21 protein-coding genes are annotated in these 24,408 nt (G+C 72.8%); 13 read left to right on the top strand and 8 right to left on the bottom strand.

Going from position 1 to position 24,408, the window contains the following annotated elements; all coding sequences use genetic code 11:
* Nucleotides 1–40 precede the first annotated feature (40 nt).
* Complete coding sequence (locus AB0B55_RS04580) at nt 41–370, top strand: NIPSNAP family protein (protein WP_357119165.1); 330 nt, start codon at nt 41–43, stop codon at nt 368–370.
* A 45-nt stretch (nt 371–415) separates the two neighbouring features.
* On the opposite strand, the gene AB0B55_RS04585 is transcribed toward AB0B55_RS04580, so the two are convergent.
* From AB0B55_RS04585 to AB0B55_RS04595, 3 genes are all read right to left on the bottom strand, one after another.
* Nucleotides 416–1,609, bottom strand: a complete 1,194-nt coding sequence (locus AB0B55_RS04585; protein ID WP_357170331.1) for an endo-1,4-beta-xylanase — start codon at nt 1,607–1,609, stop codon at nt 416–418.
* A 301-nt stretch (nt 1,610–1,910) separates the two neighbouring features.
* Nucleotides 1,911–7,373 (bottom strand): carboxyl transferase domain-containing protein, encoded by a 5,463-nt coding sequence (locus AB0B55_RS04590; RefSeq protein ID WP_357170334.1) that lies wholly within the window; start codon nt 7,371–7,373, stop codon nt 1,911–1,913.
* 425 nt (nt 7,374–7,798) lie between these two features.
* Nucleotides 7,799–8,005 carry a hypothetical protein gene (locus AB0B55_RS04595; RefSeq protein ID WP_355052696.1) on the bottom strand — a complete coding sequence of 69 codons (207 nt, stop codon included), beginning with the start codon at nt 8,003–8,005 and terminating at the stop codon, nt 7,799–7,801.
* A gap of 230 nt (nt 8,006–8,235) precedes the next feature.
* Here AB0B55_RS04595 and AB0B55_RS04600 point away from each other — a divergent pair, with 230 nt between their 5' ends.
* Nucleotides 8,236–9,063, top strand: coding sequence for a hypothetical protein (locus AB0B55_RS04600; RefSeq protein ID WP_357170337.1), 828 nt, complete (start codon nt 8,236–8,238; stop codon nt 9,061–9,063).
* A gap of 23 nt (nt 9,064–9,086) precedes the next feature.
* On the opposite strand, the gene AB0B55_RS04605 is transcribed toward AB0B55_RS04600, so the two are convergent.
* The 5 genes from AB0B55_RS04605 to AB0B55_RS04625 all read right to left on the bottom strand — a co-directional run bounded on the left by AB0B55_RS04605 (nt 9,087) and on the right by AB0B55_RS04625 (nt 14,421).
* Nucleotides 9,087–10,292, bottom strand: coding sequence for a low temperature requirement protein A (locus AB0B55_RS04605; RefSeq protein ID WP_357119151.1), 1,206 nt, complete (start codon nt 10,290–10,292; stop codon nt 9,087–9,089).
* Nucleotides 10,293–10,502: 210 nt separating this feature from the next.
* A complete protein-coding gene (locus tag AB0B55_RS04610) occupies nt 10,503–11,570 on the bottom strand; it encodes a hypothetical protein (RefSeq protein WP_357170340.1) in 1,068 nt (355 codons plus the stop codon).
* 249 nt (nt 11,571–11,819) lie between these two features.
* Complete coding sequence (locus AB0B55_RS04615) at nt 11,820–13,169, bottom strand: NAD(P)/FAD-dependent oxidoreductase (RefSeq protein ID WP_357119145.1); 1,350 nt, start codon at nt 13,167–13,169, stop codon at nt 11,820–11,822.
* Between the two features lies 1 nt (nt 13,170).
* A complete protein-coding gene (locus tag AB0B55_RS04620; protein ID WP_357119142.1) occupies nt 13,171–13,518 on the bottom strand; it encodes a TcmI family type II polyketide cyclase in 348 nt (115 codons plus the stop codon).
* A gap of 93 nt (nt 13,519–13,611) precedes the next feature.
* Nucleotides 13,612–14,421, bottom strand: a complete 810-nt coding sequence (locus AB0B55_RS04625; RefSeq protein WP_357170343.1) for a BTAD domain-containing putative transcriptional regulator — start codon at nt 14,419–14,421, stop codon at nt 13,612–13,614.
* 436 nt (nt 14,422–14,857) lie between these two features.
* On the opposite strand from AB0B55_RS04625, the gene AB0B55_RS04630 reads away from it, so the two are divergent.
* The 11 genes from AB0B55_RS04630 (at nt 14,858) to AB0B55_RS04680 (ending at nt 24,406) form a co-directional block, all read left to right on the top strand.
* Complete coding sequence (locus tag AB0B55_RS04630) at nt 14,858–15,187, top strand: TcmI family type II polyketide cyclase (protein ID WP_357119136.1); 330 nt, start codon at nt 14,858–14,860, stop codon at nt 15,185–15,187.
* Entirely contained in the window at nt 15,184–16,941 is a 1,758-nt protein-coding gene (locus AB0B55_RS04635) for an acetyl-CoA carboxylase carboxyltransferase subunit alpha (RefSeq protein WP_357170346.1), read from the top strand. The genes AB0B55_RS04630 and AB0B55_RS04635 overlap by 4 nt, the downstream gene beginning before the upstream one ends.
* The gene (accB, locus tag AB0B55_RS04640; protein WP_357170349.1) at nt 16,938–17,522 is read left to right on the top strand and encodes an acetyl-CoA carboxylase biotin carboxyl carrier protein; all 585 of its coding nucleotides are present in this window, start codon (nt 16,938–16,940) and stop codon (nt 17,520–17,522) included. The genes AB0B55_RS04635 and accB overlap by 4 nt, the downstream gene beginning before the upstream one ends.
* A 14-nt stretch (nt 17,523–17,536) precedes the next feature.
* Nucleotides 17,537–18,967, top strand: a complete 1,431-nt coding sequence (locus AB0B55_RS04645; protein ID WP_357170352.1) for an acetyl-CoA carboxylase biotin carboxylase subunit — start codon at nt 17,537–17,539, stop codon at nt 18,965–18,967.
* Nucleotides 18,964–19,773, top strand: a complete 810-nt coding sequence (locus tag AB0B55_RS04650) for an SRPBCC family protein (protein WP_357170355.1) — start codon at nt 18,964–18,966, stop codon at nt 19,771–19,773. Before AB0B55_RS04645 ends, AB0B55_RS04650 begins: the two co-directional genes overlap by 4 nt.
* Nucleotides 19,766–20,182 carry a cupin domain-containing protein gene (locus AB0B55_RS04655; RefSeq protein ID WP_357119121.1) on the top strand — a complete coding sequence of 139 codons (417 nt, stop codon included), beginning with the start codon at nt 19,766–19,768 and terminating at the stop codon, nt 20,180–20,182. Before AB0B55_RS04650 ends, AB0B55_RS04655 begins: the two co-directional genes overlap by 8 nt.
* 42 nt (nt 20,183–20,224) lie before the next feature.
* The gene (locus AB0B55_RS04660; protein WP_357119118.1) at nt 20,225–21,493 is read left to right on the top strand and encodes a beta-ketoacyl-[acyl-carrier-protein] synthase family protein; all 1,269 of its coding nucleotides are present in this window, start codon (nt 20,225–20,227) and stop codon (nt 21,491–21,493) included.
* Nucleotides 21,490–22,740 (top strand): beta-ketoacyl synthase N-terminal-like domain-containing protein, encoded by a 1,251-nt coding sequence (locus AB0B55_RS04665; RefSeq protein WP_357170358.1) that lies wholly within the window; start codon nt 21,490–21,492, stop codon nt 22,738–22,740. Before AB0B55_RS04660 ends, AB0B55_RS04665 begins: the two co-directional genes overlap by 4 nt.
* A complete protein-coding gene (locus AB0B55_RS04670) occupies nt 22,737–23,078 on the top strand; it encodes an antibiotic biosynthesis monooxygenase family protein (protein ID WP_357119113.1) in 342 nt (113 codons plus the stop codon). The genes AB0B55_RS04665 and AB0B55_RS04670 overlap by 4 nt, the downstream gene beginning before the upstream one ends.
* Before the next feature lie 121 nt (nt 23,079–23,199).
* Entirely contained in the window at nt 23,200–24,027 is an 828-nt protein-coding gene (locus tag AB0B55_RS04675) for a M55 family metallopeptidase (protein WP_357170362.1), read from the top strand.
* A gap of 115 nt (nt 24,028–24,142) precedes the next feature.
* Nucleotides 24,143–24,406 carry a hypothetical protein gene (locus AB0B55_RS04680; RefSeq protein WP_357119107.1) on the top strand — a complete coding sequence of 88 codons (264 nt, stop codon included), beginning with the start codon at nt 24,143–24,145 and terminating at the stop codon, nt 24,404–24,406.
* The last annotated feature ends 2 nt before the right edge of the window (nt 24,407–24,408 follow it).

Raw genomic sequence — 24,408 nt, forward strand, 5'->3', positions numbered from 1 at the left:
CGATCCTACTGCCGGCCGCCCGGAGCTCTATGGTGGACCGATGATCACCTGCGTCGTGCACTACACCATCGACCCCGCGCAGATCGAGGCGTTCGAACGGTTCGCCCGCGCGTGGATGCGGCTCGTGGCCCGGCACGGCGGCGTGCACCACGGCTACTTTCTGCCCGCCGAGGGCGCCAGCGACCGGGCCGAGGCGTTGTTCAGCTTCGACAGCCTCGCGGCGTACGAGCGGTACCGCGCACGGTTCGGCCAGGACCCGGAGTTCGTCGCGGCCGAGGCGATCCGTGACGAGTCGGGTTGCGTGGTGCGCTACGAGCGGACGTTCATGCGTCCGCTCCTGCCCGATGACGACATGACGGTGGCCCGCTGACACGGGCCGTGCGGGGAGGGTGGACCCCGCACGACCCGTGCCGGTTCAGCGGTGCGGCCGGGGCGCGACGCGCGGCAGGACGTACGGCGGGCCGGCGAAGATCAGATCCGACTTCAGCTCCTGGTACGCCCGTTTGGGCTGGTAGTTCTCGTCGTAGATGGTGGCCAGGCCCTCGGGCGGGTCGTTGAACCAGTCCGGCACCCACGAGTACTTGTCGCTGAAACCCCAGACGGTGTACGACAGGCAGTCGCGTACGGCGAGGCACGCCTTCATCAGCACGCTGAAGTTGGCGGCCGACGCCTGCAACCGGGGATTGATCTCCTCGGAGTTGCCGGCCCGGACGCCCTCGGTCAGCTGGCTCCGGACGTCGACCTCGGTGAACGCGGTGGCCAGGCCGAGCGCGGAGAAGCGCTTCAGGGCGGCGGTCACCTGCAGGGTGTCGAAGTTGCCGTACTGGGTGCCCAGGTGGCCCTGCGAGCCGACGCCGTCGATCGGGACGCCCTTGGCGCGCAGGCCCTTGGCCATGTCGTAGACGAACTGCGTCTTGTCGTCGGCCGGGTTGCCCGAGCCGAACGCCTCGATGTTGTAGTCGTTGTAGAACAGCAGCGCCTTCGGGTCGGAGGCGCGGGCCCAGCGGAACGCGTCGGCGATGTAGTCCGGGCCCAGGTTCTGCGCCCAGAAACCCTTGTAGTGCAGCGTCGACGGGGTGTCCCAGGGGTCGCTGACCGCCTCGTTGACGACGTCCCACTGCCAGATCTTGCCCTTGAAGTGGTCGACGACGGTGGTGATGTGCTTGCGCAGCAGCTCGCGCAGCTCCTGCTTGCTGATGGTGCCGTCGGCGACGCCGCTGGTGAGCCAGGCGGGCAGTTGGTTGTGCCAGACCAGCACGTGGCCCCGGACGCTCTGGTGGTTGCGCTGGGCGAACTGGATGAGCTGGTCGGCGGCCGTCCAGTCGTAGGTGCCCCGGGTGGGCTCCAGGCTCTCCCACTTCATCGCGTTCTCGGCGGTGACCGAGGAGAACTCCGAGGCGGCGAGCTGGCGGTAGCGCGGGTCGTTGGCGTCGTTGAGCGCCTCTGCGTTGACCGCGGTGCCGATTTTCAGGCCGTGGCGCTGGCCGAGGGCCGCGAGCGTCTGGCTGGTCGGGTCGTACGGCCGGCTCGCGGTGGCCGGAACCGCGTTCAACGCCGCAGCGGTCGCGACGGCGACGACGCCGGCGCTGATCCACCGTCTTGGCTTCATCTGCCTACCTCTCGATAATGATCGACAAGTGTCGATCTTTGAAGGAAGGGTGCGGCCCGGGATGAAAGGGCGCGGGGAGTGGCTTCGAAGGACCGGAAACTCGTTCGAAACATTATGGCCGTCGATGGGCCCCGTCAACTCTGAAAACTTCCGGAAAACAGTCGGGTGAGCTGCGCGACTGTGGATAGTCATCGGATGAAAGTTTCGCCGCTGCGCCGAGCGGCAGGGCGTCAACGACAGCGGGGACGGCACCGACCCGGATGGGTCGGCGCCGTCCCCACTCAGCGGGACCGGCGGCGGATCAAGCGTTCAGCCGCGCCTCGATCGCCTCGATGACGCGCGGACGCAGCTCCGCGGCGCGGATGACGGCGTCCACCGAGCCGACCTCGACGGCCCGTTGGATGTTGTGCACCCGGTCGAACTCGGTAGCCACCTCGCCGAGCTTCTCCGCCCGCACCGAGGACCGCAGCTCGTCGAGCTCGGCCGTCAACGCGGCGCGCTCGGTGCCGGACGCGGCGGCGACACGGGCCTCCAGGGCGCGTACCCGCTCGTCGGCGGCCGTCCGGGCGTTGACGTCGGCGGAGAACACCACCGCGGCGGCGGGAGCGCCACCGAGCACCGAGGCGAACGACCCTTCCAACGCGAGCACCGTCATGCTCGGGTTCAGCGCCTTCGAGAACACCACGAACGCGCCGCCGTGGTACCGCGAGATCACGCAGAACACGATCGGGCCCTGGAAGTTGACGATCGCCCGGCCGATCTCCGCGCCGTACTCCAGTTGCAGCTTGCGCATCGACTCGGGCGAGCCGTCGAAGCCCGACAGGTTGGCCAGCACGACCAGCGGCCGGTTGCCGCTGGCCGCGTTGATGGCCCGCGCGGCCTTCTTCGACGAGCGGGGGAAGAGCGTGCCCGCCGTGTAGGTGTCCGGGCCGTCGGTGGGCGGGAACCCCCGACGCGGCACCGACCGGGACTCGATACCGAGCAGGCACACCGGGATGCCGCCCAGGTGGGCGTCCTGCACGACCGCCGTGTCGGCGTCGGCCATGCCCGCCCACCGCTCCAGCACCGGGCGGTCCTGGTCGGCGATGGCCCGCAGCACCGTCCGGATGTCGAACGGCTTCTTGCGGTCCGGGTTGGCCTCGGCGGAGAAGATCTCGCCGACCGTACGGAACGGGCTGCCCGCCACGTCGTGCGGGAACTCCGAGATGTCCCGGTCCACCGGGTCGGTGGTGGTCGCGCGACGCGGGGCGTCCTCGCCGGGCGCGACGTACGTGTGGTCGTAGTGGGCCATCAGCACGTCCCGCGCGGCGGTCAGGTTCGGCGCCCAGTACTGCGCCTGCCCGTTCGGACCCATCACCCGGTCGTACCCGCCGATGCCGAAGTTGTCCTCGGCGGAGACGCCGCCGGAGAAGTCCAACGACTGCTTGCCGGTGAGCACCATCGCCGAGTCCGGGGTCATCACCAGGACACCCTTGGTGTGCATGAGCATCGTGGCCTCGGCGTTCCAGTACGGCTGCGCGCCCACGTTGATGCCCGCGACCACGATGTTGATCTCACCGCCGGCCTGGGTGAACTCGACGATGCGCTTGAGCGCCGCCGCCACCCAGTCCATGTTCTCGGTACCCGAGGTCATCGAGATCCTGGCCCCGGCCGACAGCGCCCACCACTCCAGCGGCACCCGCATCCGCTCCGCCAGGTCCAGGGCGGCGATCACCCGCCGGCACTCCGGCTCGGACAGCGCGCCCAACGACTTCGTCGGGTCGCCGAGCAGCACGACCCGGGTCACGCCCTGCGGGTGTCGCTCGGTGGGCGCGGTGACGACACCGGCGACGATCGCGGCGCGGTTGCGCCCCTTGGGCCGGTCCACCGGGACCAGCGCGTACGCGTCGTCGAGGTCGTGCTCGACGAACTCACCGAGCCGACCGGTCAGCTCGTACGGGTACACCGTGTTGCGGCTGCTGGCCCGCAGCACCTTCAGTCGGTACTCGTCGAGCGGCTCGACGGGCTCGGCCGGCGGCTCGCCGACGGTCAGCTCCGCGCCGCCCTGGGCGTCGAACGAGATCCGTACGGCGATCTTGGTCAGCTCGCCGGTGCGGCGGTCGCGCTGACGCGCGATGAACAGGATCTCCTCCAGGCCGGCGCCCACCGTCGTCGGGCGCACCCGCCCGGCGATCATCTCCATCTCCTCGCGGGTCAGCTCGCTCGGCGGCCACACGTAGACGACGATCCGGTTGGTGGTGAAGCGCGTCTTCGACGGCCGGCGCGACTGGGCCCGGCGGATCGAGTCGAGGCAGGCCGCCACCGCGTCCTCGGCGGTGGGCAGCGCCACCAGCCGGCCGTCCTGCTCGCGCAGCTCGGTCAGGTCACGCACCTGGGCGAACGCCACCAGGCGCTCGTCGGCCGGGTTCTCCCGCGCCACGCACTGGAAGAGGTAGACCTCCTCGTCCGACGACGGCAGCCGGGTCAGGTCGAACTTGTGCAGCCGCTCCAACTGCATCCGCTGCGCGATGTACGGGTGCAGACCGCGGATCAGCCGGTCCTCGACCATCCCGGCGTCCGACGGGCGGAAGGTGAAGTGGTGGTGCATGACCGCCCCGCCGCGACCCGCGACGGTGGCGGTGAGCCGACGGACCCGCGCCGGCAACGGATGGGCGGCGAGCACGTCGCGCAGCGCGGCGGCCATCGCGTCGAAGTCCTCCGGCTGGTTCTCCCAGCCGAGGTAGATGTCGGCGTCGACGGAATCCTCGGCGCCGGCCAGCTCGGCGAGCCCGCGCAACGCGTCGCCCAGCCCGTCGAAGCGGACGGCCGCGGAGACCACGGTGGAGTCCGCGCGCTCGGCGACCACGAAGGAGCAGTCGGCGACCTCGCGGGTCCGCACCCGGTTGAGCGCCTTGTTGCCGTAGTAGCGGCGGGTGAGCACCTCCAGCATGACCGTGTTGTCCAGGTGGTGCCGCACGAGGCGCTGGCCCAGCAGTCGGACCAGTGGCTCGGTGCTGCGGACCATCTCGGCGACGCGCTCGGCGCGGTCGGGCGAATCCGGGTGGGCGTCCAGGTGTCGCAGGTGGGCCCGTACCTGCGCGTAGACGCGGGCGCGGTTGCGGCGCAGCAGCGGCTGCGCGAACCAGGCGAACACCACGCCCCGGGCCAGGTCGGCGATCGCGGGGAAGCGGACCTGCGTCGCGGCCACCAGCCGCTCCAACGCCAGACCGGCGGGCTCGCGCAGCGACTCGTCCGGCGGCGTCTCGCGCAGCCACTCCCGCAGCAGCGACGCCACGACGGTGGCGTCGACGGACGCGCGCTGCTGGGCCAGGAAGATCCGGAACACCGCGGCTTCCAGGCCGGGGGAGCGCTCCAGGTCGGTCACGCCGTAGTGGCTGAGCGCCTTGGCGAGCTTGGCCTGGAAGGCGTCCGGCAGACCGGCCCGCTCCACGTCGAGGCTCTGCAGGTAGGTGTGCAGGTACTCCCGGTCGCTGCGCGCGTGCGCGCCGCCGTCCTCGCCGGTCGGCCGGTTGCGGCTCAGCTCGGCCAGGTCGGCGAACGCGTCGACGAGGTCCAGCTCGGCGGCCAGCGGCCGGTGCCCGTCCTCGGCCGCCAACCGGCGTACGACGAGATAGTCGTCGAGCACCCGCCGGTCGTCGTGCGGGTCGACGTCGAAGCCGAGCAGCAGGCCGCGCAGGTCCTCCTGACCGCGCCGGCTGCGCTCGTACGCCGACAGGCCGGCGTCGGCGGCGGGCAGGTCCAGCTCGACGGTGGGGCCGCTCGGGGCGGCCACGGTGTCGGCGGCCTCGTCGGCGACCGGCTCCAGCCGCAGCAGCGGCGCACCGGCCTCCACCTGGCTGCCCACCGAGACGGCGCACTCCTTGAGTCGGGCCCGGAACGGCGCGCGCAGCACCGTCTCCATCTTCATGGCCTCCAGCACCAGCACCGGCGCGCCCGCCTCGACCTCGGCGCCCACCTCCAGCGGGGTGGCGACGACGAGCGCGGGCATGGGGGAGCGCAGGACGCCGCCCTCGTCCCGGCTGACCCGGTGCGTCACGCCGTCCACCTCGACGAGGTGGGTCGGGCCGTGCGTGCCGGTGAGCAGCCGGTACCGGATGCCGTTGACGGCGATCTGGCCGGTGTGCCGGTCGAAGCGGTCCAGCTCGACGTCGGCCGTGCGGACGTCGCCGCCCGCCTCGATGCCGACACGGAACCGGTGCGCGCCGATCCGGGCCACCCGCAGCCGGTAGGTGACGCCGCGCAGCTTGAGGTCCAGCGGTCGGCCGCTGGCGTGCTGCACCTGCGGACGCCCACCGGCGGCGGTCGACAGGAGCCGCTGCCGCTCGGCGTGCTCCTCCTCCTCGTACGACTCGATCGCGGCGGCGGCCAGGGCGACCGCGGAGTGCCGGTGCGTGACGAGCCGGCCCTCGCCCCGGACCCGGTCGATCCAGCCGGTGTCGGCGCTGGCGTCGATGACCTCCGGCTGGTCGAGCAGGTCGAGCACGAAGCTCTTGTTCGTCGCGCCACCGTCGATGATGACGGTGGTGTCGGCCATCGCCCGCCGTAGCTTGCCCAGCGCCTCGTCCCGGTTCCGCCCGTACGCGATGATCTTCGCGATCATCGAGTCGAAGTCGGCCGGGATGGTGTCGCCCTCGCTGACGCCGGTGTCCACCCGGATGCCCGGCCCGGCGGGCAGGTCGAGCCGCGCGATCCGCCCCGGCGACGGCGCGAAGTCACGGTCGGGGTCCTCGGCATTGAGTCGGGCCTCGATGGCGTGCCCGCGCTCCACCGGCGGGTCACCCACGAGCCGGCCGCCCGACGCGACGTGCAGCTGCGCCTTGACCAGGTCGAATCCGGTGGTCAGCTCGGTGATCGGGTGCTCGACCTGCAGGCGGGTGTTGACCTCCAGGAACGCGAACAGCCGGTCGCCGGGGTGGTAGAGGAACTCGACGGTCGCCGCGCCCCGGTAGCCGACCGCCACGGCGAGCCGCTCCGCCGACGTCTTCAGCTCGGCGGCCTGCGCCTTGTCGAGCACCGGCGAGGCCGACTCCTCGATGACCTTCTGGTTGCGCCGCTGCACCGAGCAGTCCCGCACGCCCAGCGCCCACGCGGTGCCCTGACCGTCGGCGATCACCTGGACCTCGACGTGCCGGGCACCGGTGACCAGGCGCTCCAGGAACACGATGCCGCTGCCGAACGCCCGCGCCGCCTCCTGGCTGGTGCGCTCGTACGCGTCGGCGAGTTCGGCGTCGCTGGTGACCACGCGGATGCCGCGCCCGCCGCCGCCGGCCGTCGCCTTGAGCATCAGCGGGTAGCCGATCTCGGCCGCTGCCGCCGTCGCGGCCTCCAGGCTCTCGACGGCGCCGCGGCTCCACGGCGCGACCGGCACGCCGACCTGCTCGGCGATCAGCTTTGCGCCGATCTTGTCGCCGAGCTGGCGCATGGCCTCCGGGCTCGGTCCGACGAAGGTGATCCCGATCTTCTCGCACAGCTCGGCGAAGGCGGGATCCTCGGCGACGAAGCCCCAGCCGACCCACGCGGCGTCGGCGCCGGTCTCGGTCAGGGCGCGCTCGAGCGTCGCGAGATTCAGGTACGGGCGCGCCGACGCGGGCCCGAGGTCGTAGGCGATGTCGGCCTCGCGCACGAAGGTGGCCGTGCGGTCGACGTCGGTGTGGAGGGCGACCGTCTCGATCCGGCTGCCCGTCTCCGCGGCCAGCTCCCGGACCGCGTGGATGAGCCGCATGGCGGCCTCACCACGGTTGACGATGGCGACGCGGTTGAACACCCGACTGACCCCTTTGGTAGACCATCTGTACGTGCCGAGACACGACGGCTCCCGGCAGTGATCACTTTTCCGGCTCGGAGCGGACGGCGCCATGGTGCAACGGCCGAACCAACCGCCGCTGAGTTGTAGAGACCCCACAAAACTTTTTGGCTGTCAGCGGCCAGGTGCCGGATAGATGTCCCCTCTTCGCGATGAACGCCCCGACATCACCTTTCGGCTTCTTCGCCCCATTGCGCCCGCCCTGGGCACCGCCCTCACCATCACCCGACCGCCGACCGCCGACCGCCGACCGCCGACCGCCGACCGCCGACCGCCGACCGCCGACCGCCGACCGCCGACCGCCGACCGCCGACCGCCCGCCCGACCCTGGGACGGAAAACGGCCCGCGCCCTACGCGGGCGCGGGCCGGGCGAACCGCCTTCGTCCTACTTGGACGGCTCGGGCAGCTTGCAGTCGATCTTGGGATTGGCCCCGATGTAGTTCAACGGTCCGGCCACGATCGTGACCAGGATCGTGCCCGCCTCGGCGCAGTTGGTGTCGTCGCCGCTGTAGTAGCCCCGCTGGCCGGCGGCGACCGCGCCGATCACCAGCCAGATAACGACGATGACTCCGAGTATCGAGGTGCCGCGCATCGCTGCCTCCTGAAGGAATGTGGTGGAGCTGAGGTGCACGCGTTGTACCCAATCGGGTCGCGCCGCTAACGGTGGACGCGTCGTACCCCCGCCGCATCGTCCGTCCGGCCGATGCCGGCATCGGCCGCCCGCACGAGGTCTCCGCGCGCGGCTATCGGATCGCCGACCGACCCGGCCGCCGCGCGGGGCATCGGACGTAGAACTGCCTCACGGCCCGCCGAGGAGGACCCATGGACGTCCCGACACCATCGCTCTACGTCGACCGCCCCCACGACGTCGCGGTCGCTGCCCGCGCGCTCGCCGGAGGCGCGGTCGTCGCGGTGGCGTTCGCCAACGTCTACGCCCTCGTCGCCCGCCCGGACCCGGCCACCGTCCGTCGGGTGAACCTGGCCAAGGGCCGGGCCGTCGACCAGGTCGGCAGCATCACCACCGCGATCGGACGTATCCCGGGGATGTTCGACTGGTCCCGTATCTCACCCCGGTTGCCGGTCGGCCGGGTGCGGGCCCTGATGGACGCCCTCTACGGTGCCGGGCCGTTCGGCTTCCGGGGTCCGGCCGCCGACCGGTTGCCCGACCACCTCACCCAGGTCGACTGCGGACTGCGGACCGCCCAGGTCATCGCTCCCGGCCTCACCTGTCCGTCCAACACGTTCTTCGAGCGGGCGCTCGCCGAGACCGGCACCGACCACCTCTACATCACGTCGGCGAACCGGTCCCGGCACCACACCGGCGCCGCCGACGAGCCGGCCCACTGGAAGGCCGGCGCGCTCGCGGCCGACTTCGCTCACCTGCGCGACCTGGTGGTGCTCGCCCACCCGGACGAGGCGGTGGCCCGCGCCGCCTACCCGGGCTACCTCACCACCTCGGTGACCCTGCTCTCCTTCCACGCGCCGGTTGGCGAGCTGGAGGAGCCGCCGGTGCTGACCGTTGACCGGCACGGCTCGCTGCACGTGGACGACGTCCGCCGGGCCGCCGTGCCGCTGGGCCTCCAGGTGCGCCTCGGCAACACCGCCGGGCAGCGGCTACAGGCCCGGGGGTACGCGGGCGCGCTGGTGTGACCGCCCGCCGGCCGGCGGCTGGTTCAGTGCGGCGGTGCGGGGGGCTCCGGCGGTTTGCCGTGGCTGCGGAGGTGGTCCGCGTAGGCGACCCCGGCCAGCACCAGCAGCGCGCCGAACGAGGCGGCCAGCGGTGGCAGGTACATCACCACGGGCGCGATCGTGAGCAACGCGAGGAGCCCACCGGGGCGGGACGGCGACACCCGACTGAACACCTCGTACTCGAACGAGGACCGGCCGACCAGGAACAGCGCCGGGCCGCCGAGGATCACCGCCACCCAGGCCGGCGGCGTACGTCCCGGGTGGTCGTGCAGCACCAGGTCGAACCCGGCGGCCGTGGTCACCACTCCGGCGATCATCAGCAGGTGGGTGTACGGGGCGGTGAACAGAAACTTGGCCGGCGCGCCGGACATCTTGATGGCCGTCGGCAGCAGCTGGCCGGACTTGTGGACGTAGATCCGCCAGAGCAGCAGGGTGGTCCCGAACGCCACCGCGAACGAGGCGATGTTCTGGGCCTCGGTGTGCGCCAGGTTGAACATGGTGCCGATGGTCAGGATGGCGTCGCCGAGCGCGATGATGAAGAACTGCTGGTACCGCTCGGACAGGTGCTCGGCCGTGACGTTGCGCTGCGGCTCCGGCACCACCCCCAGCCCCGGCACCGGGTACGCGAGCCGGAAGCCGGTGTAGTCGATGGCCAGCGCGATGGCCCAGCACGCCAGCCGGGCGTCACCGGCGACGAACGCGCCGATGATCCAGGGGATCGCCGACACGACGAACCAGGTGAAGATGCGCAACGCCCGGCGCTGGGTCTGTGGTTGGCGACGCACGGCCGGCATCAGGAACAGCCCGCGCCCCAGGTGGATGGCCACGTACGTGCCGGCGAAGACGATGCCGCGCGCGTTGAACGCCTCGGGGATCGCGGTGGTCATCAGCAGCGCGCCGAACATGACCGAGGCGATCAGCAGCTTGATCTCGGTCCGTTCCGGGTCGTACAGGTCGGTGACGAGGGTGGTGATCGCCCACGTCCACCAGACGGCGGCCAGCAGGATCAACGCCTGTCCGGCGCGGTGCCAGTCGAGCTGGTCGACCATGCCGCGTGAGATGAGCGCGAGCGCGACCACGAACACCAGGTCGAAGAAGAGTTCGAGCAGAGTCACCCGGCGGGGGGAATCCGGGTCGCGTACCGGTGGTCGCGTCCTGCCAGGCCCGGGCTCCGGCGCGGAGAACTGCACGCTCGCTCCTGCGGTGCCGGTCGACGTGGCGGACCGTCCGGCCCACCCCGACCGACGCTAGCCAGCGGCCCACCCCGCCACCTCGGGATTCGTCCCACCGTCCCCCGACCGGGCGGTTGGTCGACCCGCGTCCCGGCCTCCGTCGGGCGCGCTCGGAACGAGCGAACCCCCGGACGTCCGCGCGGACGTCCGGGGGTTCACGGTGGTGCGTCAGCCCTGGTCGCCGCCGGGCAGGACGGCGCTCGCCGCGTCGCCGGCGCCGGCCAGCACCCGAGCCTGCTGGGGCCAGGTGGCCAGCGCGGGCGCGGCGCGCAGGCCGGCGGTCCGGATCAGGTCGCGCAGCGCCGGCTCGTCCAGCTCGCCGAGCTGGCGGTAGGTGCGCACGCCGGCCGCCTGCAACGCGGCCGCCATCTTCGGCCCCACACCCTGGATCCGACGGAAGTCGTCCGCCGGGCCCGTCGGGTCGGTGTCCGCCGTGGTCGCCGGGATCGGCGGGGCGTCGGCCGCGCGGACCGGCGGCGTGGCCCGCGCCGGCTCGGCCTCGTCGACGTCCACCGCCGGCAGACCGGCCGCGACCGCCGGGGTCGTGTCGGCCGGCGTCGTCCCGGTGTACGCGCTCTCGGCGGGAGCGGCCTCGGCCTGCTCGTCCGGCGCGGCCGGGACGGTCTCGGCCGGGGTGGCGTCGATCGGCTCGGCCGGGGTGGCATCGGCCGGCGTCGTGTCGGCCGGGGTGGCGTCGATCGGCTCGGCCGGGGTGGCGTCGACCGGCTCGGCCGGCGTGGTGTCGACCGGCGTGGCGTCGATCGGCTCGTCGGACGGAGTGTCGGTGCGGTCGTCCAGCGGCTGGCGCGGGGCGACCACCGTCGCCGGGGCGGGCTGCTCGTCGACCGTGCCCGGCTCGTCGACCGCGTCGGTCCGGTCATCGGCCGGAACGGTCGGCGGGGCTTCGGTGAGGGCCATGTCGCCGGGGTCGACGGCGTCCGGCGCGGAATCGTCCGACGTGGTCACGGTGGCCGGCGCGCTGACCGTGTCGACCGGGGCCGGCTCGTCGGCGACCGCCGCGGGCGGGGAGTCGATGCTCGCCGCCGGCCGGGCCTCGTCGGTCATGGCCGGTGGCTCCGGGCTGGTGACCACGGCCAGACCGGCGACGGGATCGCCGTCCACGATGGGCCGTGCGGCGGCCCCCGCGCCCTGCCGGCCGCGCAGCAACCATCCGGCGGCCAGGCCCAGCAACACCGCCACGACCACTATCAGCGAGTGTCCGATAGACCACTCCACGGCGAACCTCCCTCTCACCTCGTCGAGAAAGTCACGAGAAAAACTCGCCGCAGCTTCGCACACGCGATCGGACGACGACAGACAGGACCGGTCGTACGGCGCGCGCCGACGCCCACCACCTCGCGGGGTGCCCGACGGGTGACGCAGCGTCGCGCCCACCAGCGCCGACGTCGCGACCGGCGCCCGCCGGGCACGAGGCGACCCGGGTACGACGCTCGCACGTCGTACCCGGGTCGGTGGGTGCCGCGGTCAGTCCTCGTCGCCCTCGTAGGTGTGGAAGTCGTCGACGAAACGGCGTCGCAGTGGGGGCACCCGACTGGTCACTCCGAAGTAGCCGCGCGCGCCGAGCAGGGCGAGACGGCCCACCACCGGGCGGTACATCCGGTCCTCGCCGTTGGTGCCGCTGCGGTTCAGTGATTCGGCGACCCGTGCGAAGCCGTACGGCACCATGGCGGCTTCGTAGTCCGCCACGGCCTGCACGAGCGTCTTGTCCCCGGCGACGGCGCTGGTGAGGTGCTGACAGAGCAGGCGGGCGTCGCGCAGCGCGGTGTTCGCCCCCACCCCGCGCCCGGGGGTCATCGTGTGGATGGCGTCCCCGAGCAGGGTGACGGTGCTGCTCTTCCAGGGTGGCGTCGGCTCGGACGTGCTCACCCTGATCGGCAGGACACTGCCCGGATCGCTGGTCCGCAACAGTTCCCGCAGGTCTGGGTGCCAGTTCGGGGTCAGGTCCAGCGCGACCCGCTTCAGGTCCTCGCCCCGGCGCTCCAGGACGTCGGACGGGAACCGACGGGCGGTGCTCCAGATGATGAGGTTGATGTAGTCGGCGCTGGTCTGTTCGGACAGGCCGGACCAGGCCCGCAGCAGGGCGGCGTCGTCGTCGCCGACGCCGGGCTTGATCGTCCGGTTCGCGTCCCACTTGAACTCCATCACGTGCAGCACGCCCATCGTGCCGCCGACGCCGAAGATCAGCGAGATGCCCTTGGCGACGCGCTCGGGCACGAGACCGCGGGTCTGCGCGGTCAGCGGGATGCGCGTGGCGATGTTGATCGTCCCGGCGTCCCGGATGACCGCGTGCGGCAGGTACTGGTGGCGGACCGCCGAGTGCGTGCCGTCCGCCGCCACCAGCAGGTCGCCGGTGGCGGTGGTCCCGTCGGCGAAGTGGGCGGTGACCGTGCCGTCGTCGTGCTGCTCGTACCGGACGAAGGTCTTGTCGAAGTGCACCACGTCGGCCAGGCCGGTCAACAGCACCTGGCGCAGCACCATCCGGGCCACCGAGTGTTCCGTCCGCACGGGATCGACGGCCGGCCGCAGCTCGAACGACGCGGTCTCGCGCAGCCGCTGGGTGACGACGTTGAAGTAGCTCGGTGGCCGGGCGCAGGTTGCCAGGAACGTGGCGAACAGTTGAGGTGGCAGGCAGTCGCGCAGTGCCCGGCTGCCGGTCGGACCGATGCCCACGCGGTATCCGAGCAGCCCTTCTCCGCTGTGCCGATGCCGCTCGTAGACGGCGACGCTGATGCCGGCGCGGCGCAGCCCGTGCGCCAGGCACAGGCCGCCGGTGCCGGCGCCGATGACCAGGACGTGCGGTCCCGTGGTGGACATGTCAGCCGGCCGGGTGAGGCGCCGCCGCGTCGGCCGCGTCCCAGCGGTAGAAGCACTCGGCGATGGCGTCCTTCGGGGAGCGCCAGGTCGACAGGTACGGCGAGGTGTGCGCCGCGAGCCTTTCGTTGACCTGCTGGAACAGCGGATGGTTACGGGCGGCGGCGAGGGCGCCCGGATTGACGTCCGAGGTCTCGATGACGTGCACGAACACGTCGTGCAGGCCGTACAGGGACCGGTGCGTGACGCCGGTGAGGCCGGGCAGTTCGGTGGCGTCGGACTCGGCGAAGATCTGGGCGACCCGCCCCTCCGCGCCTGGGATGATCCGGCTGACGATCAGTAGACGACTCATGGGACCCCTTCCGCCGGTGGCCGATCCCGACCCGCAGGCCGGTGGTCACGTGCTTGATGCGGTCACCGTGCCGCAGGCCGTGTCACGTCACCGTCACGTGTGCCGACCGGCCGGTGACGGCCGTACGGCGGGGTCCCGGCCGGCGGCGGGGCGGGTGGCCGCCCGGATCGGGGCGAGCGTGTCGTCGAGCAGGGCGTTCATCGCCGGGCTGGGTTCGAGGCGCAGCTCGCGGCGCAGCAGGTCCCGGTAGACGTAGAAGGCGTGCACGGCCTCGAACGCGTTGCCCTCCGCGAGGTGGATGCGGACCACCAGCCGGTGCGGTGTCTCGCGCAGCGGTTCGGCGGCCATCGCTTCCAACGCTGCCTCCAACGCCTCGCCGTGCCGCCCCGCGGCGAGGTGCTGGGCGGACACCTGCTCCAGCATGTGCAGACGCAGTTGCCGCAGCCGTTCCCGGTCCAGCAACACCCAGTCGTCGTACCAGCCGGGCAGCAGGTCGTGCCGGCCGGCGGCGAGCGCCCCGGCGGTGGTCCGCGGGTCGTCGCCGTTGCGGACGCGCTCGGCCGTCCCGACGAGGTCGTCGACGTCGAGGCGGACGGCCGGGGCCAGCCGGACGGTGTCGCCGGCCACGACCATCGGGCAGCACGGGTCCTGCCGCAGCCGCCACAGCGCGGTCCGTAGCGACGACAGCGCCCGCTCCTCGGACACGTCGGGCCAGAGCAGCCCGGCGAGTTGGCTGCGGGTGGCGCCGGGGCGCAGCCCGATCAGGGCGATCACCCGTTGCAGTCCGCGCGGCACCACGATGTGCGCGGTGGCGTGCAGGAGGCGGAAGCCGCCGAGCAGGTGCAGCGCGAGGTCACCCTCGCCGGGTCCTTCGGCGGTCGGCACGGACGGATCAGCGGCCACGGCGGCACCCCTCTGTGGAACGCTCGTCCCGACTGTCTGCTGTGTCCCGGATCGGCTGCCCGCGTCGCCACCGTCGGCTCCGTCGATGGAATCCGACCACGGCTGTCCACGCGCGGCGTCACCCGCCGGAGCCGCCGGGCTGACCACCGTGAAGATTATCAATTACGGTCACGGTGAGTCAACGCCCATGTTGGCCCAATCTCGCCCATGAAATCGGTTCTGAACTGCAAAAACATCGATCATTCGAGGCGGGCTGCACATGGGACGCATAGCTCATACACAGGTTGCGTCAACGCAGCGTCACCGTTTGGCGTCGCCGGTCGATCCGTCGCGGTGACGCCGCCGTGACGACGACTGCCGCATCGTGGCGGCAGTCGTCCAGCGCGTCCCCGGGGCTCATCCGGCCGACCCGGACGCCGTGGGGGGAGGCCCAGCCATGGACCGATCGCTGATCATCGCGAAGGTCGTACCGACCGCGCAGGAGCAGGTCGCCGAAATCTTCGCCGAGTCGGACGCGACCGAGCTACCGCGCCTGGTCGGCGTCCGGCACCGCGCGCTGTACCGGCTGCACGACCTCTACGTGCACCTGCTCGAGACCGAGCAGCCGGCGCAGCCGGCGGTCGAGGCCGCCCGGGGCCACCCCGAGTTCATCCGGGTCAGCGACCGGCTCCGGCCGTACGTCTCGCCGTACCTGCCGACCTGGCGCTCCCCGCGCGACGCGATGGCGCGCTGCTTCTACCGGTTCGACGCCGGAGGGCGCTCGTGACCGCCGCCGCGGGGCAGGAGGAGCAGCTCTGGTCCCGCTGCGCCGGCTGCGCGAGCCTGCTCTACCGCAAGCGGCTACGCCGCAACCTGGACGTGTGCCCGGAGTGCGGGGAGCACTCCCGCCTCGGCGCGCCGGAGCGGCTGCGGCAGCTCGTCGACCCGGGCTCGCTGCGCCTGCTGCCCGACCGGATACCCGAGGCGGACCCGCTGAACTTCGTCGACGTGCTCCCGTACCCGCACCGGCTCACCGCGGCGCGGGCCGCCACCGGCCTGCCCGAGGCTGTTCTCTGTGGCACCGCCACCATCGGCGGGCACCCGGCCGCCCTGGCGGTGATGGACTTCCGCTTCCTCGGCGGCAGCCTCGGCGCCGCGGTGGGCGAGCTAATCACCCGCACCGCCGAGCGGGCGCTCGACGACCGGGTGCCGCTCATCCTGGTCACCGCGTCCGGCGGCGCCCGGATGCAGGAGGGCGCCCTGTCGCTGATGCAGATGGCCACGGTCAGCCAGGCGATCGCCGCCCTGCGCGAGGCGGGCCTGCTCACCGTCAGCGTGCTCACCGACCCGACCTACGGCGGCGTGGCGGCGTCCTTCGCCACCAACACCGACCTGGTGCTCGCCGAGAGCGGCGCCCGGATGGGCTTCGCCGGTCCACGGGTGATCCGTCAGATCACCGGTCGCGCCCTGCCGGAGGGGTTCCAGACCGCTGACTTCCTGCTGCGTCACGGGCAGGTCGACATGGTGGTGCAGCGCCGGTCGTTGCGCGGTCGGCTGGCGGCGCTGCTGGCCGCGGCCCGCACCGGCCGTCCGGCGCGGGCGTCCGTACCCCGTCAGGAGCCGGCGCGACACCACGAGCGTCTGGTGGACGCGGTCCCGCCGGCGGTGGCCGACGGGCAGCGACCGCCCACGGCGGCGGCCGACGACGGCACGCAGCCGGCGGTACGCGACGCGTGGGACACCGTGCGCACGGCCCGCCACCCCGGCCGACCCACCACCCTGGACTACCTGGACTCGGTCTTCGACGGGTTCGTCGAGTTGCACGGCGACCGGCTCGGCGGGGACTGCCCGGCCATCGTGGGCGGGATCGCCCGCCTGGCCGGGCGGCACGTGATGGTGATCGGCCACCAGAAGGGGCACACCACCGCCGACCTGGTCGCCCGCAACTTCGGCATGGCCAGCCCGGCCGGGCATCGCAAGGCGTTGCGGCTGATGCGTCTCGCCGCGCGACTCGGCCTGCCGGTGGTCACCCTCATCGACACGCCCGGCGCGGACCCGGGGATCAGCGCCGAGGAGCAGGGGCAGGCGGCGGCGATCGCGGAGAACATCCTCACCCTCACCGTGCTGCCGACTCCCGTCGTCACGGTGATCACCGGCGAGGGCGGCAGCGGCGGCGCGCTGGCCCTCGGCGTCGCCGACCGGGTGCTGATGCTCCAACACGCCGTCTACTCGGTGATCAGCCCGGAGGGCTGCGCCGCCATCCTCTGGCCGGACCGCTCCGCCGCCCCACAGGCGGCCCGCGCGCTGCGGCTGACCGCGCCCGACCTGTGTCGCCTCGGCGTCGTCGACGAGATCGTCCCCGAGCCCGCGACGGCCGCCCACGACGACCCGGCGGAGACCGCCCGGCGGCTGCGCGCCGCCCTGCTGGCCAATCTGTTGCCACTGCTGGACGTGCCGCCCGCGATGCTGGTCCGCCTGCGACGGCAGCGCTTCCGTCGGTTCGGCGCCACCCGCGCCGGCAACCAGGCAGGTGCCCGATGACGGCCGGCGCGACGGTGTCCACCGCCGACGGCCCGAACGGCCGGGCGGACGTCGACGGTCGCCTCCGGGCGGACGGATCCCAGGGATCCGACACGGACGGCGAGGAGGTGCTGGCCGGGCTACGCCGACAGGCCCGGCACCTGCTCGCCGAGCTGGCCGGGCCGGTACGCCGGATCCGGCTGCGCAGCGGGGCGACCGTGCTCGAGATCGAGTGGCATCCGGACGAGCCGGTCGGCGGCTCGGGCGTACCTGCGGCCCTGCCGGTGGCCGCCGCCACGCCGCCGCCGACCGCGGCCGCGCCCGGTCCGCCGGCCGCGCTGATCCGCCCCCCGGTTCCGGGCCGCGCCGCGATCCGGGCGCCGATCGTCGGCACGTTCTATCGCGCGCCGGAGCCGGGCGCTGGGCCGTTCGTCGCGGTCGGCGACCTGGTCCGTCCCGGTCAGCCGGTGGCGATCGTCGAGGCCATGAAGTTGATGAACGAGGTGAGCGCCGACCGGGCCGGCCGGGTGGTCGCGATCCTCGTCGAGGACGGTCAGCCGGTGGAGTACGACCAGCCACTGGTCGAGCTGGATCCGGCCTGACGGCGGGGGTGGCGATGTTCGAGACCGTTCTGATCGCCAACCGGGGCGAGATCGCCCTGCGGGTGCTGCGGGCCTGCCGGGAACTCGGCGTCCGCACGGCGGTGGTCTACTCCGCCGCCGACGCGGACTCCGCGGCCGTCCGCCTCGCCGACCAGGCCGTCCGGATCGGACCGGCGTCCAGCCGGCGCAGCTACCTCAACGCCGCCGCGATCGTGGAGGCCGCCCGCCAGGTGGGCGCGCAGGCCGTCCACCCCGGATACGGGTTCCTCTCCGAGGACGCCGACTTCGCCGAGATCTGCGCGGACAACGGGCTGACGTTCATCGGGCCGCCGCCGGCGGTGATGGCGGCGCTGGCCGACAAGTCCTCGGCCCGGGCCCTGATGAGCCGGGCCGGACTGCCGCTGCCGGCGGGCAGCGTCGCGCCGGTGGCCACCGCCGCGGCGGCGGCCGAGGTCGCCGACGCCGTCGGCTACCCGGTGATCGTCAAGGCCGCCGCCGGGGGCGGCGGCCGGGGGATGACCGTGGTGCGCCGTCCGGCCGAGCTGGTCCGGGCGTACGCGCGGACGCGGGCCGCCGCCCAGGCCGCCTTCGGCGACGACCGGGTGTACGTCGAGCGCTACCTCACCGAGGCCCGGCACGTCGAGGTGCAGGTGCTCTGCGACGCCCACGGCAACGGCGTGCACCTGGGCACCCGGGACTGCTCGGTGCAGCGCCGACACCAGAAACTCGTCGAGGAGGCCCCCGCCCCCGCGCTGTCCGCCGCGACGCTCGACTCCATCGCCGAGACCGCGCTGCGGGGCGCGCTGGAGGTGGGCTTCGTCGGCGCCGGCACGCTGGAGTTCCTGGTCGACGCCGAGGAACGCTTCCACTTCCTGGAGATCAACTGTCGGATCCAGGTGGAGCACCCCGTCACCGAAATGGTCACCGGGATCGACCTGGTGCACGAGCAACTGCACATCGCGGCCGGCGTGCCGCTGCGGTGGCGGCAGGAGGAGATACACCTGCGCGGCGTCTCCGTGGAGTGCCGCGTGAACACCGAGGACCCGTCACGCGGCTTCGCCCCCACCCCCGGACGGCTCGAGCGGTTCACCCCGCCGGGCGGCCCGTTCACCCGGGTGGACACCCACGCCCGCGCCGGTTACCTGGTCGGCCCCTGGTACGACTCCCTGCTGGCCAAGGTCGTGGTCTGGGCGCCCGACCGGGAGTCGGCGCTCAACCGGCTGGAACGCGCGCTGTACGAGTTCGACATCGCCGGTCCGGGTGTGCACACCACCATCCCGTTCGTCCGGCGGGTGCTCGACGACGCCGGGTTCCGCAAGGGCCGCTACACCACCGGCCTCGTCGACCGCCTGCTCGCCGCGCCCGCGTCGCGGCCGGCGGCCACCCCAACACCCCGCGCCGCGCCCGCCGCGGAGCCCGACGTAACCCACAGGAGGACCCGATGACCGTCACCCATGGTCGCCCGATGACCGCCGAGATCACCGACATCCTGGTGGCGCACTGCGGCCTGGACGCCGAGGCCGCGGCCCGCACGCCCGCCGCGTCGCTGGAGGAACTCGGCATGGACTCGCTCGCCCTGCTGGAACTCTCGGCGGTCGTCGCCGACCGGTGGCAGGTGAGCATCCCCGAGCAGGCCGGGCAACTGAGCATCGCGGCGGTGGCCGACCTGGTCGCCCGCCGTACCGACCCGCCCGGGCACACCGAGAACACCGTGCTCATCGACGCGCCGCTCGCGCTGGTCTGGGACGTCACCAACGACGTGGCGAACTGGACCGAGCTGTTCACCGAGTACGCCGTGGTGGAGATTCTGCACCGCGACGGGCACACCGTACGGTTCCGGCTCACCATGTACCCCGACGAGAACGGGGTGGCGTGGAGCTGGGTCAGCGAACGCACCGCCGACCCGGTGAGCCGTCAGGTGCGGGCGCACCGGGTGGAGACCGGGCCGTTCGAGTACATGAGGATCCACTGGCGCTACATCGAGGAGGCCGGCGGCACCCGGATGACCTGGATGCAGGACTTCGCCATGAAGCCGACCGCGCCTGTCGACAACGCCGCCATGACCGAGCGGATCAACACCAACAGCGTCATCCAACTCGCCGTGATCAAGGACCGGGTGGAGCGGATCGCCCGGGAACGCGCCGGCCGGAGCGGCCCGGCCGGCGGCTCGGTTCCGGCGCAGGCCGGCTCCGTCGACGGCGACGCCTCGGCGCAGGCCGGCTCCGCCGCGGGGGAGGCCGGCGATGAGTGACCTGGGCACCCGGCTGATAGCGGCCTCGGACGTACCGGCGGACCGGCGACGCGGCGGTGAGTTGCGGGTGCTGTTGGGCCCCCGCACCGTCGGCAGCACCTCCGGCTTCCTCGGGGTGGCGACCCTCGCGTCGGGGGAGCGGATCGCCGAGCACTACCACCCCTACAGCGAGGAGTTCCTGTACGTGGCTCGCGGCGCGATCACCGTGGACCTCGACGACCAGCCCACGCAGGTGGCCACCGGCGAGGCGCTGTTCGTACCGGTCAACGTGCGGCACCGGCTGCGCAACACCGGCACGGAGCCGGCCGAGGTGGTCTTCCACCTGGGCCCCCTGGCCCCGCGCCCCGAGCTGGGGCACGTCGACACCGAACTCGTCGAACAGGGGGTGGGTCGTGAGCGCGAGGAGTGAGCCGGGTTTGCGAGCCCCGCAGTCGCGAACAGAGGTGGCGCGGTGACCGGCCGTCGCACCGTGGTGACCGGCGTGGGCGTCGTGGCCCCCGGCGGCGCCAGCCGGGACCGGTTCTGGAAGACCATCACCGAGGGGCGTACGGCCACCCGGCGGATCAGCTTCTTCGACCCGTCGCCGTTCCGCTCGCAGATCGCCGCCGAGTGTGACTTCAACCCGGTCGCCGCCGGGCTCACCGACGCCGAGCGGCGTCGCGCCGACCGCTACGTCCAGTTCGCGCTGGCCTGCTCCACCGAGGCCATCGCCGACGCCGGCCTGGTGCTTACCGACGCCGAGCGGGACCGCGCCGGGGTGGTGCTCGGCACCGCCGTGGGCGGCACGATGGCCCTGGAAGAGGAGTACGTGCGGGTCAGCGAGCACGGCCGGCGGTGGCTGGTCGACGCGGCACTCGGCGGCCCATACCTGTACCAGGCGCTGGTGCCCAGCAGCCTGGCCGCCGACGTGGCCTGCCGGCACGGCCTGCACGGCCCGGCGCAGGTCGTCTCCACCGGCTGCACGTCCGGCATCGACGCCATCGGCTACGCCCACCAGATGATCGTGGACGGCGAGGCGGACATCGTGCTGGCCGGCGCGGCCGACTCGCCGATCTCACCGGTCACCGTCGCCTCGTTCGACGCGATCAAGGCGACCAGTCCCGACAACGACGACCCAGCGCACGCCTCCCGCCCGTTCGACGCCGACCGGCACGGATTCGTGCTGGCCGAGGGCGCGGCCGTGCTGGTGCTCGAGGAGGCCGAGCACGCCCGACGGCGGGGCGCCCACGTCTACTGCGAGGTCGCCGGCTACGCCAGCCGCAGCAACGGCTTCCACATGACCGGGCTGCGCCCCGACGGGCTGGAGATGGGCCTCGCCGTCAGCGACGCGCTGCGGCAGGGCCGGATCATCCCGGAGCAGGTCTCCTACATCAGCGCGCACGGTTCGGGCACCCGGCAGAACGACCGGCACGAGACGGCCGCGTTCAAGCGGGCGCTGGGCCAGGCCGCGTACCGGGTGCCGATCAGCTCCATCAAGTCGATGGTCGGGCACTCGCTCGGCGCGATCGGGTCGATCGAGATGGCCGCCTGCGCCCTCGCGATCGAGTTCGGGGTGGTGCCGCCGACGGCCAACTGGAGCACCCGTGACCCCGAGTGCGACCTGGACTACGTACCCAACGAGGCGCGGGAGGTGCCGGTGAACGTGGCCCTGTCGGTGGGCAGCGGGTTCGGTGGCTTCCAGTCGGCGATGGTGTTCCGCCGACTTCCGGCGGCGGCGTGAGCACCGCCCGGGCGGTCGTCACCGGAATCGGTGTGGTCGCGCCCAGCGGCGTCGGCGCGGACGCGCACTGGCGTACCGTCCTGGCCGGCACCCAGCGCACCGGGCCGATCACGCTCTTCGACCCGGCCGGCTACCCCACCCGCCTCGGCGGCGAGGTGCCCGACTTCGCGGCCGAGTCCTACGCCGAGAGCCGGCAACTCGTGCAGACCGACCGATGGACACACCTCGGCTTCGCCGCCACCCGCCTCGCGCTGGCCGACGCCGGGCTGCCCGAGCGGGCACCCGACCCGTACGGCTACGCGGTCGCCTTGGCCAGCTCGTCCGGGGGCAACCTGTTCGGGCAGCGGGAACTGCAACGGCTCTGGGGTGGGCCGTCGCGCACCGTCGGCGCGTACCAGTCGATCGCCTGGTTCTACGCGGCGAGCGTCGGACAGCTCTCCATCCACCACCAGTTCAAGGGTCCGAGCGGCGTGCTGGTCGCGGAGGCGGCCGGCGGGCTGGACAGCCTCGCGCACGCCGCCCGCGCGGTGCGCCGGGGGACTCCGGTGGTCATCGCCGGGGCGACCGAGTGTCCACTGAGCCCGTACGCCCTGGCCTGCCAGTTGCGCTCCGGGCTGCTCAGCGACGTCGCCGACCCGGAGCGGGCGTACCGGCCGTTCGACGCGACGGCCAGCGGCTACCTGCCGGCCGAGGGCGGCGCGGTCTTCGTGGTGGAGGAGTTGGGCCACGCGTTGGCCCGGGGCGCCCGGATCTACGGCGAGGTCAGCGGCTGGGGGGCCACCCACGACGCCGCGCACACCACCGCCGACAGCGCCGGCGATCCGATCCAGTACGCGCGGGCGATGCGGCTGGCCCTGGACCGCGCCGGCGTCGCGGCGACCGCGATCGACGTGGTGCTGCCCGACGCCCTCGGCGTACTCCGCTACGACCGCAGCGAGGCCGCGGCGCTGCGCGCCGTCTTCGCCGACCGGCCGCCCCCGGTCACCACCCAGAAACCGCTGACCGGCCGGGCCCACCAGGGCGGCTCGGCACTGGACGTGGCCACCGCCCTGCTCGCGTTCGCGCACGACACGCTGCCCGCCTCGGCCGGCCCCGACGAGGTCGCCGACGGGTGCGAGCTGGACTTCCTGCGTGAGCACCGCCGGCCGCGCAGCCGGCTGGCGCTGGTCTGCGCGCGGGGCTTCGACGGATTCAACAGCGCGCTGGTCCTGCGGGGCGCCGCGCCGACGGAAGGAGAGACGCCGTGAGCGGACAGCGGGCCCGAGTGGTCTTCCTGGTCCGGGTGCCGGCGCCGCGTACGGAGGCGTTTCTGGCCGCGTACGAGCAGATCCGGCACCTGGTCGCCGACGGTGTGCCGGGGCACCTGGTGGACCAGGTGTGCCGCTCGTCGACCGACCCGGAGCAGTGGCTGATCACCAGCGAGTGGGCGAGCCTGGCCGACTTCGAGGCGTGGGAGCGCACCGAGGAGCACCGCGACCTGGTGCGGCCGATGCGGGAGTGCTTCACCGACGCCCGGTCGCTGCGCTTCCACATCCACGCCCAGACCCCGGACGAGGCCCGTCTCGCCGCCGCCGCAGGGCTCTGATCCACTCCAGATCGCCGAGGTGGGGGTATCCGGAGCGGGTGGATGCCCCCACCTCGGCGACCTGCTGTCGATCAACTCGACCACCTTCGTGACCATCGGGAGCGCGTAGGATCCCGAGGTCATGAAGGTGCTGATCTCCGTCGACCTGGAAGGCGTCTCGGGGATCGTGCATCCCACCGAGACGAATCCCGATCGGTACGACTACGAGCGCGGCCGGGCCCTCATGACGGCCGAGGCGAACGCGGTGATCGCCGGCGTTCTCGATGCCGCACCCGACGCCGTCGTGTGGGTTGCCGACGCGCACGGCACGTTCCGCAACATCCTGCCGGAGGACCTCGACCGACGGGCGCACCTCGTGCGCGGCAAACCGCGCCCGCTGGGCATGCTCGCGGGTCTGGACGAGCACACGGGCGCCGTCATGTTCATCGGTTATCACGCTCGGGCCGGTGCCGGCCCGGCCGTGCTGGCCCACACGATGAGTGACGCGATCCTCGACGTACGCGTGGCGGGTCGGTCACTAGGCGAGATCGGCCTCAACACCGCCATGGCAGGGCACCTGGACGTGCCGGTCGTCCTGCTCAGCGGAGACGACGCCGCCTGCGCCGAGTTCGGTGAGCTGGTGCCCTCGGCGGTCACCGTCGCCGTCAAACAGACCCTGGGCCAGGCCGCCGCGGTGGCTCTGCATCCGCAGGAGGCGCGCGAGCGGCTGCGTCACGCTGCCGCCGATGCCATCACCCGCCGCGCCTCGATTCCCCCGTGGACGATGTCCGGGCCGTTGGACGTGGAGGTCGATCTGTACGGCCCGTACATGGTCGACCTCGCCGTTCTGGTGCCGGGTGTGACCCGGGTCGGCGGCGGCCGGACGGTCGCCTTCCGCGCCGTCGACGCCGCCGAGGCATATCGGCTGATTCAACTTCTCGTCCAGCTCGCCAGCATCAAACCGGGCTAGCGCGACGCCCCGAGACGGGGCTACGGAGAGGGATTCATGTTGGGTAGTGTCTGCGTCGCTACTGCCCGTGCAGAACGCCGGTGCCCCTCGCCGTGCGATCGACCGGAAGGACGGCATGGCCAGCATCGAGCAAGTCAAAGCCGCGCTCGCCCAGGCAGCCGAGCAGAGCGTCACGACGACGAGCCAGATCCGCGCCGCCATCGACGGCACCGACCAGGTGCTCGCTCGGCTGCGCGCGGTATCCGCAGGCACTGGCCATCCGGCCATCGCTGAGGCGATCGCCCGAGCCGAGCAGAGCAAGCAACGTCTGACCGAGGCAGCCACGACCCTCCAGGGCAGCACCGCGGCGGCCCGGCAGTACATCAACATCCTTGGCTGACT

Origin of the sequence: Micromonospora sp. NPDC049107 (assembly GCF_040648595.1) — a bacterium.
Lineage (GTDB): Bacteria > Actinomycetota > Actinomycetes > Mycobacteriales > Micromonosporaceae > Micromonospora.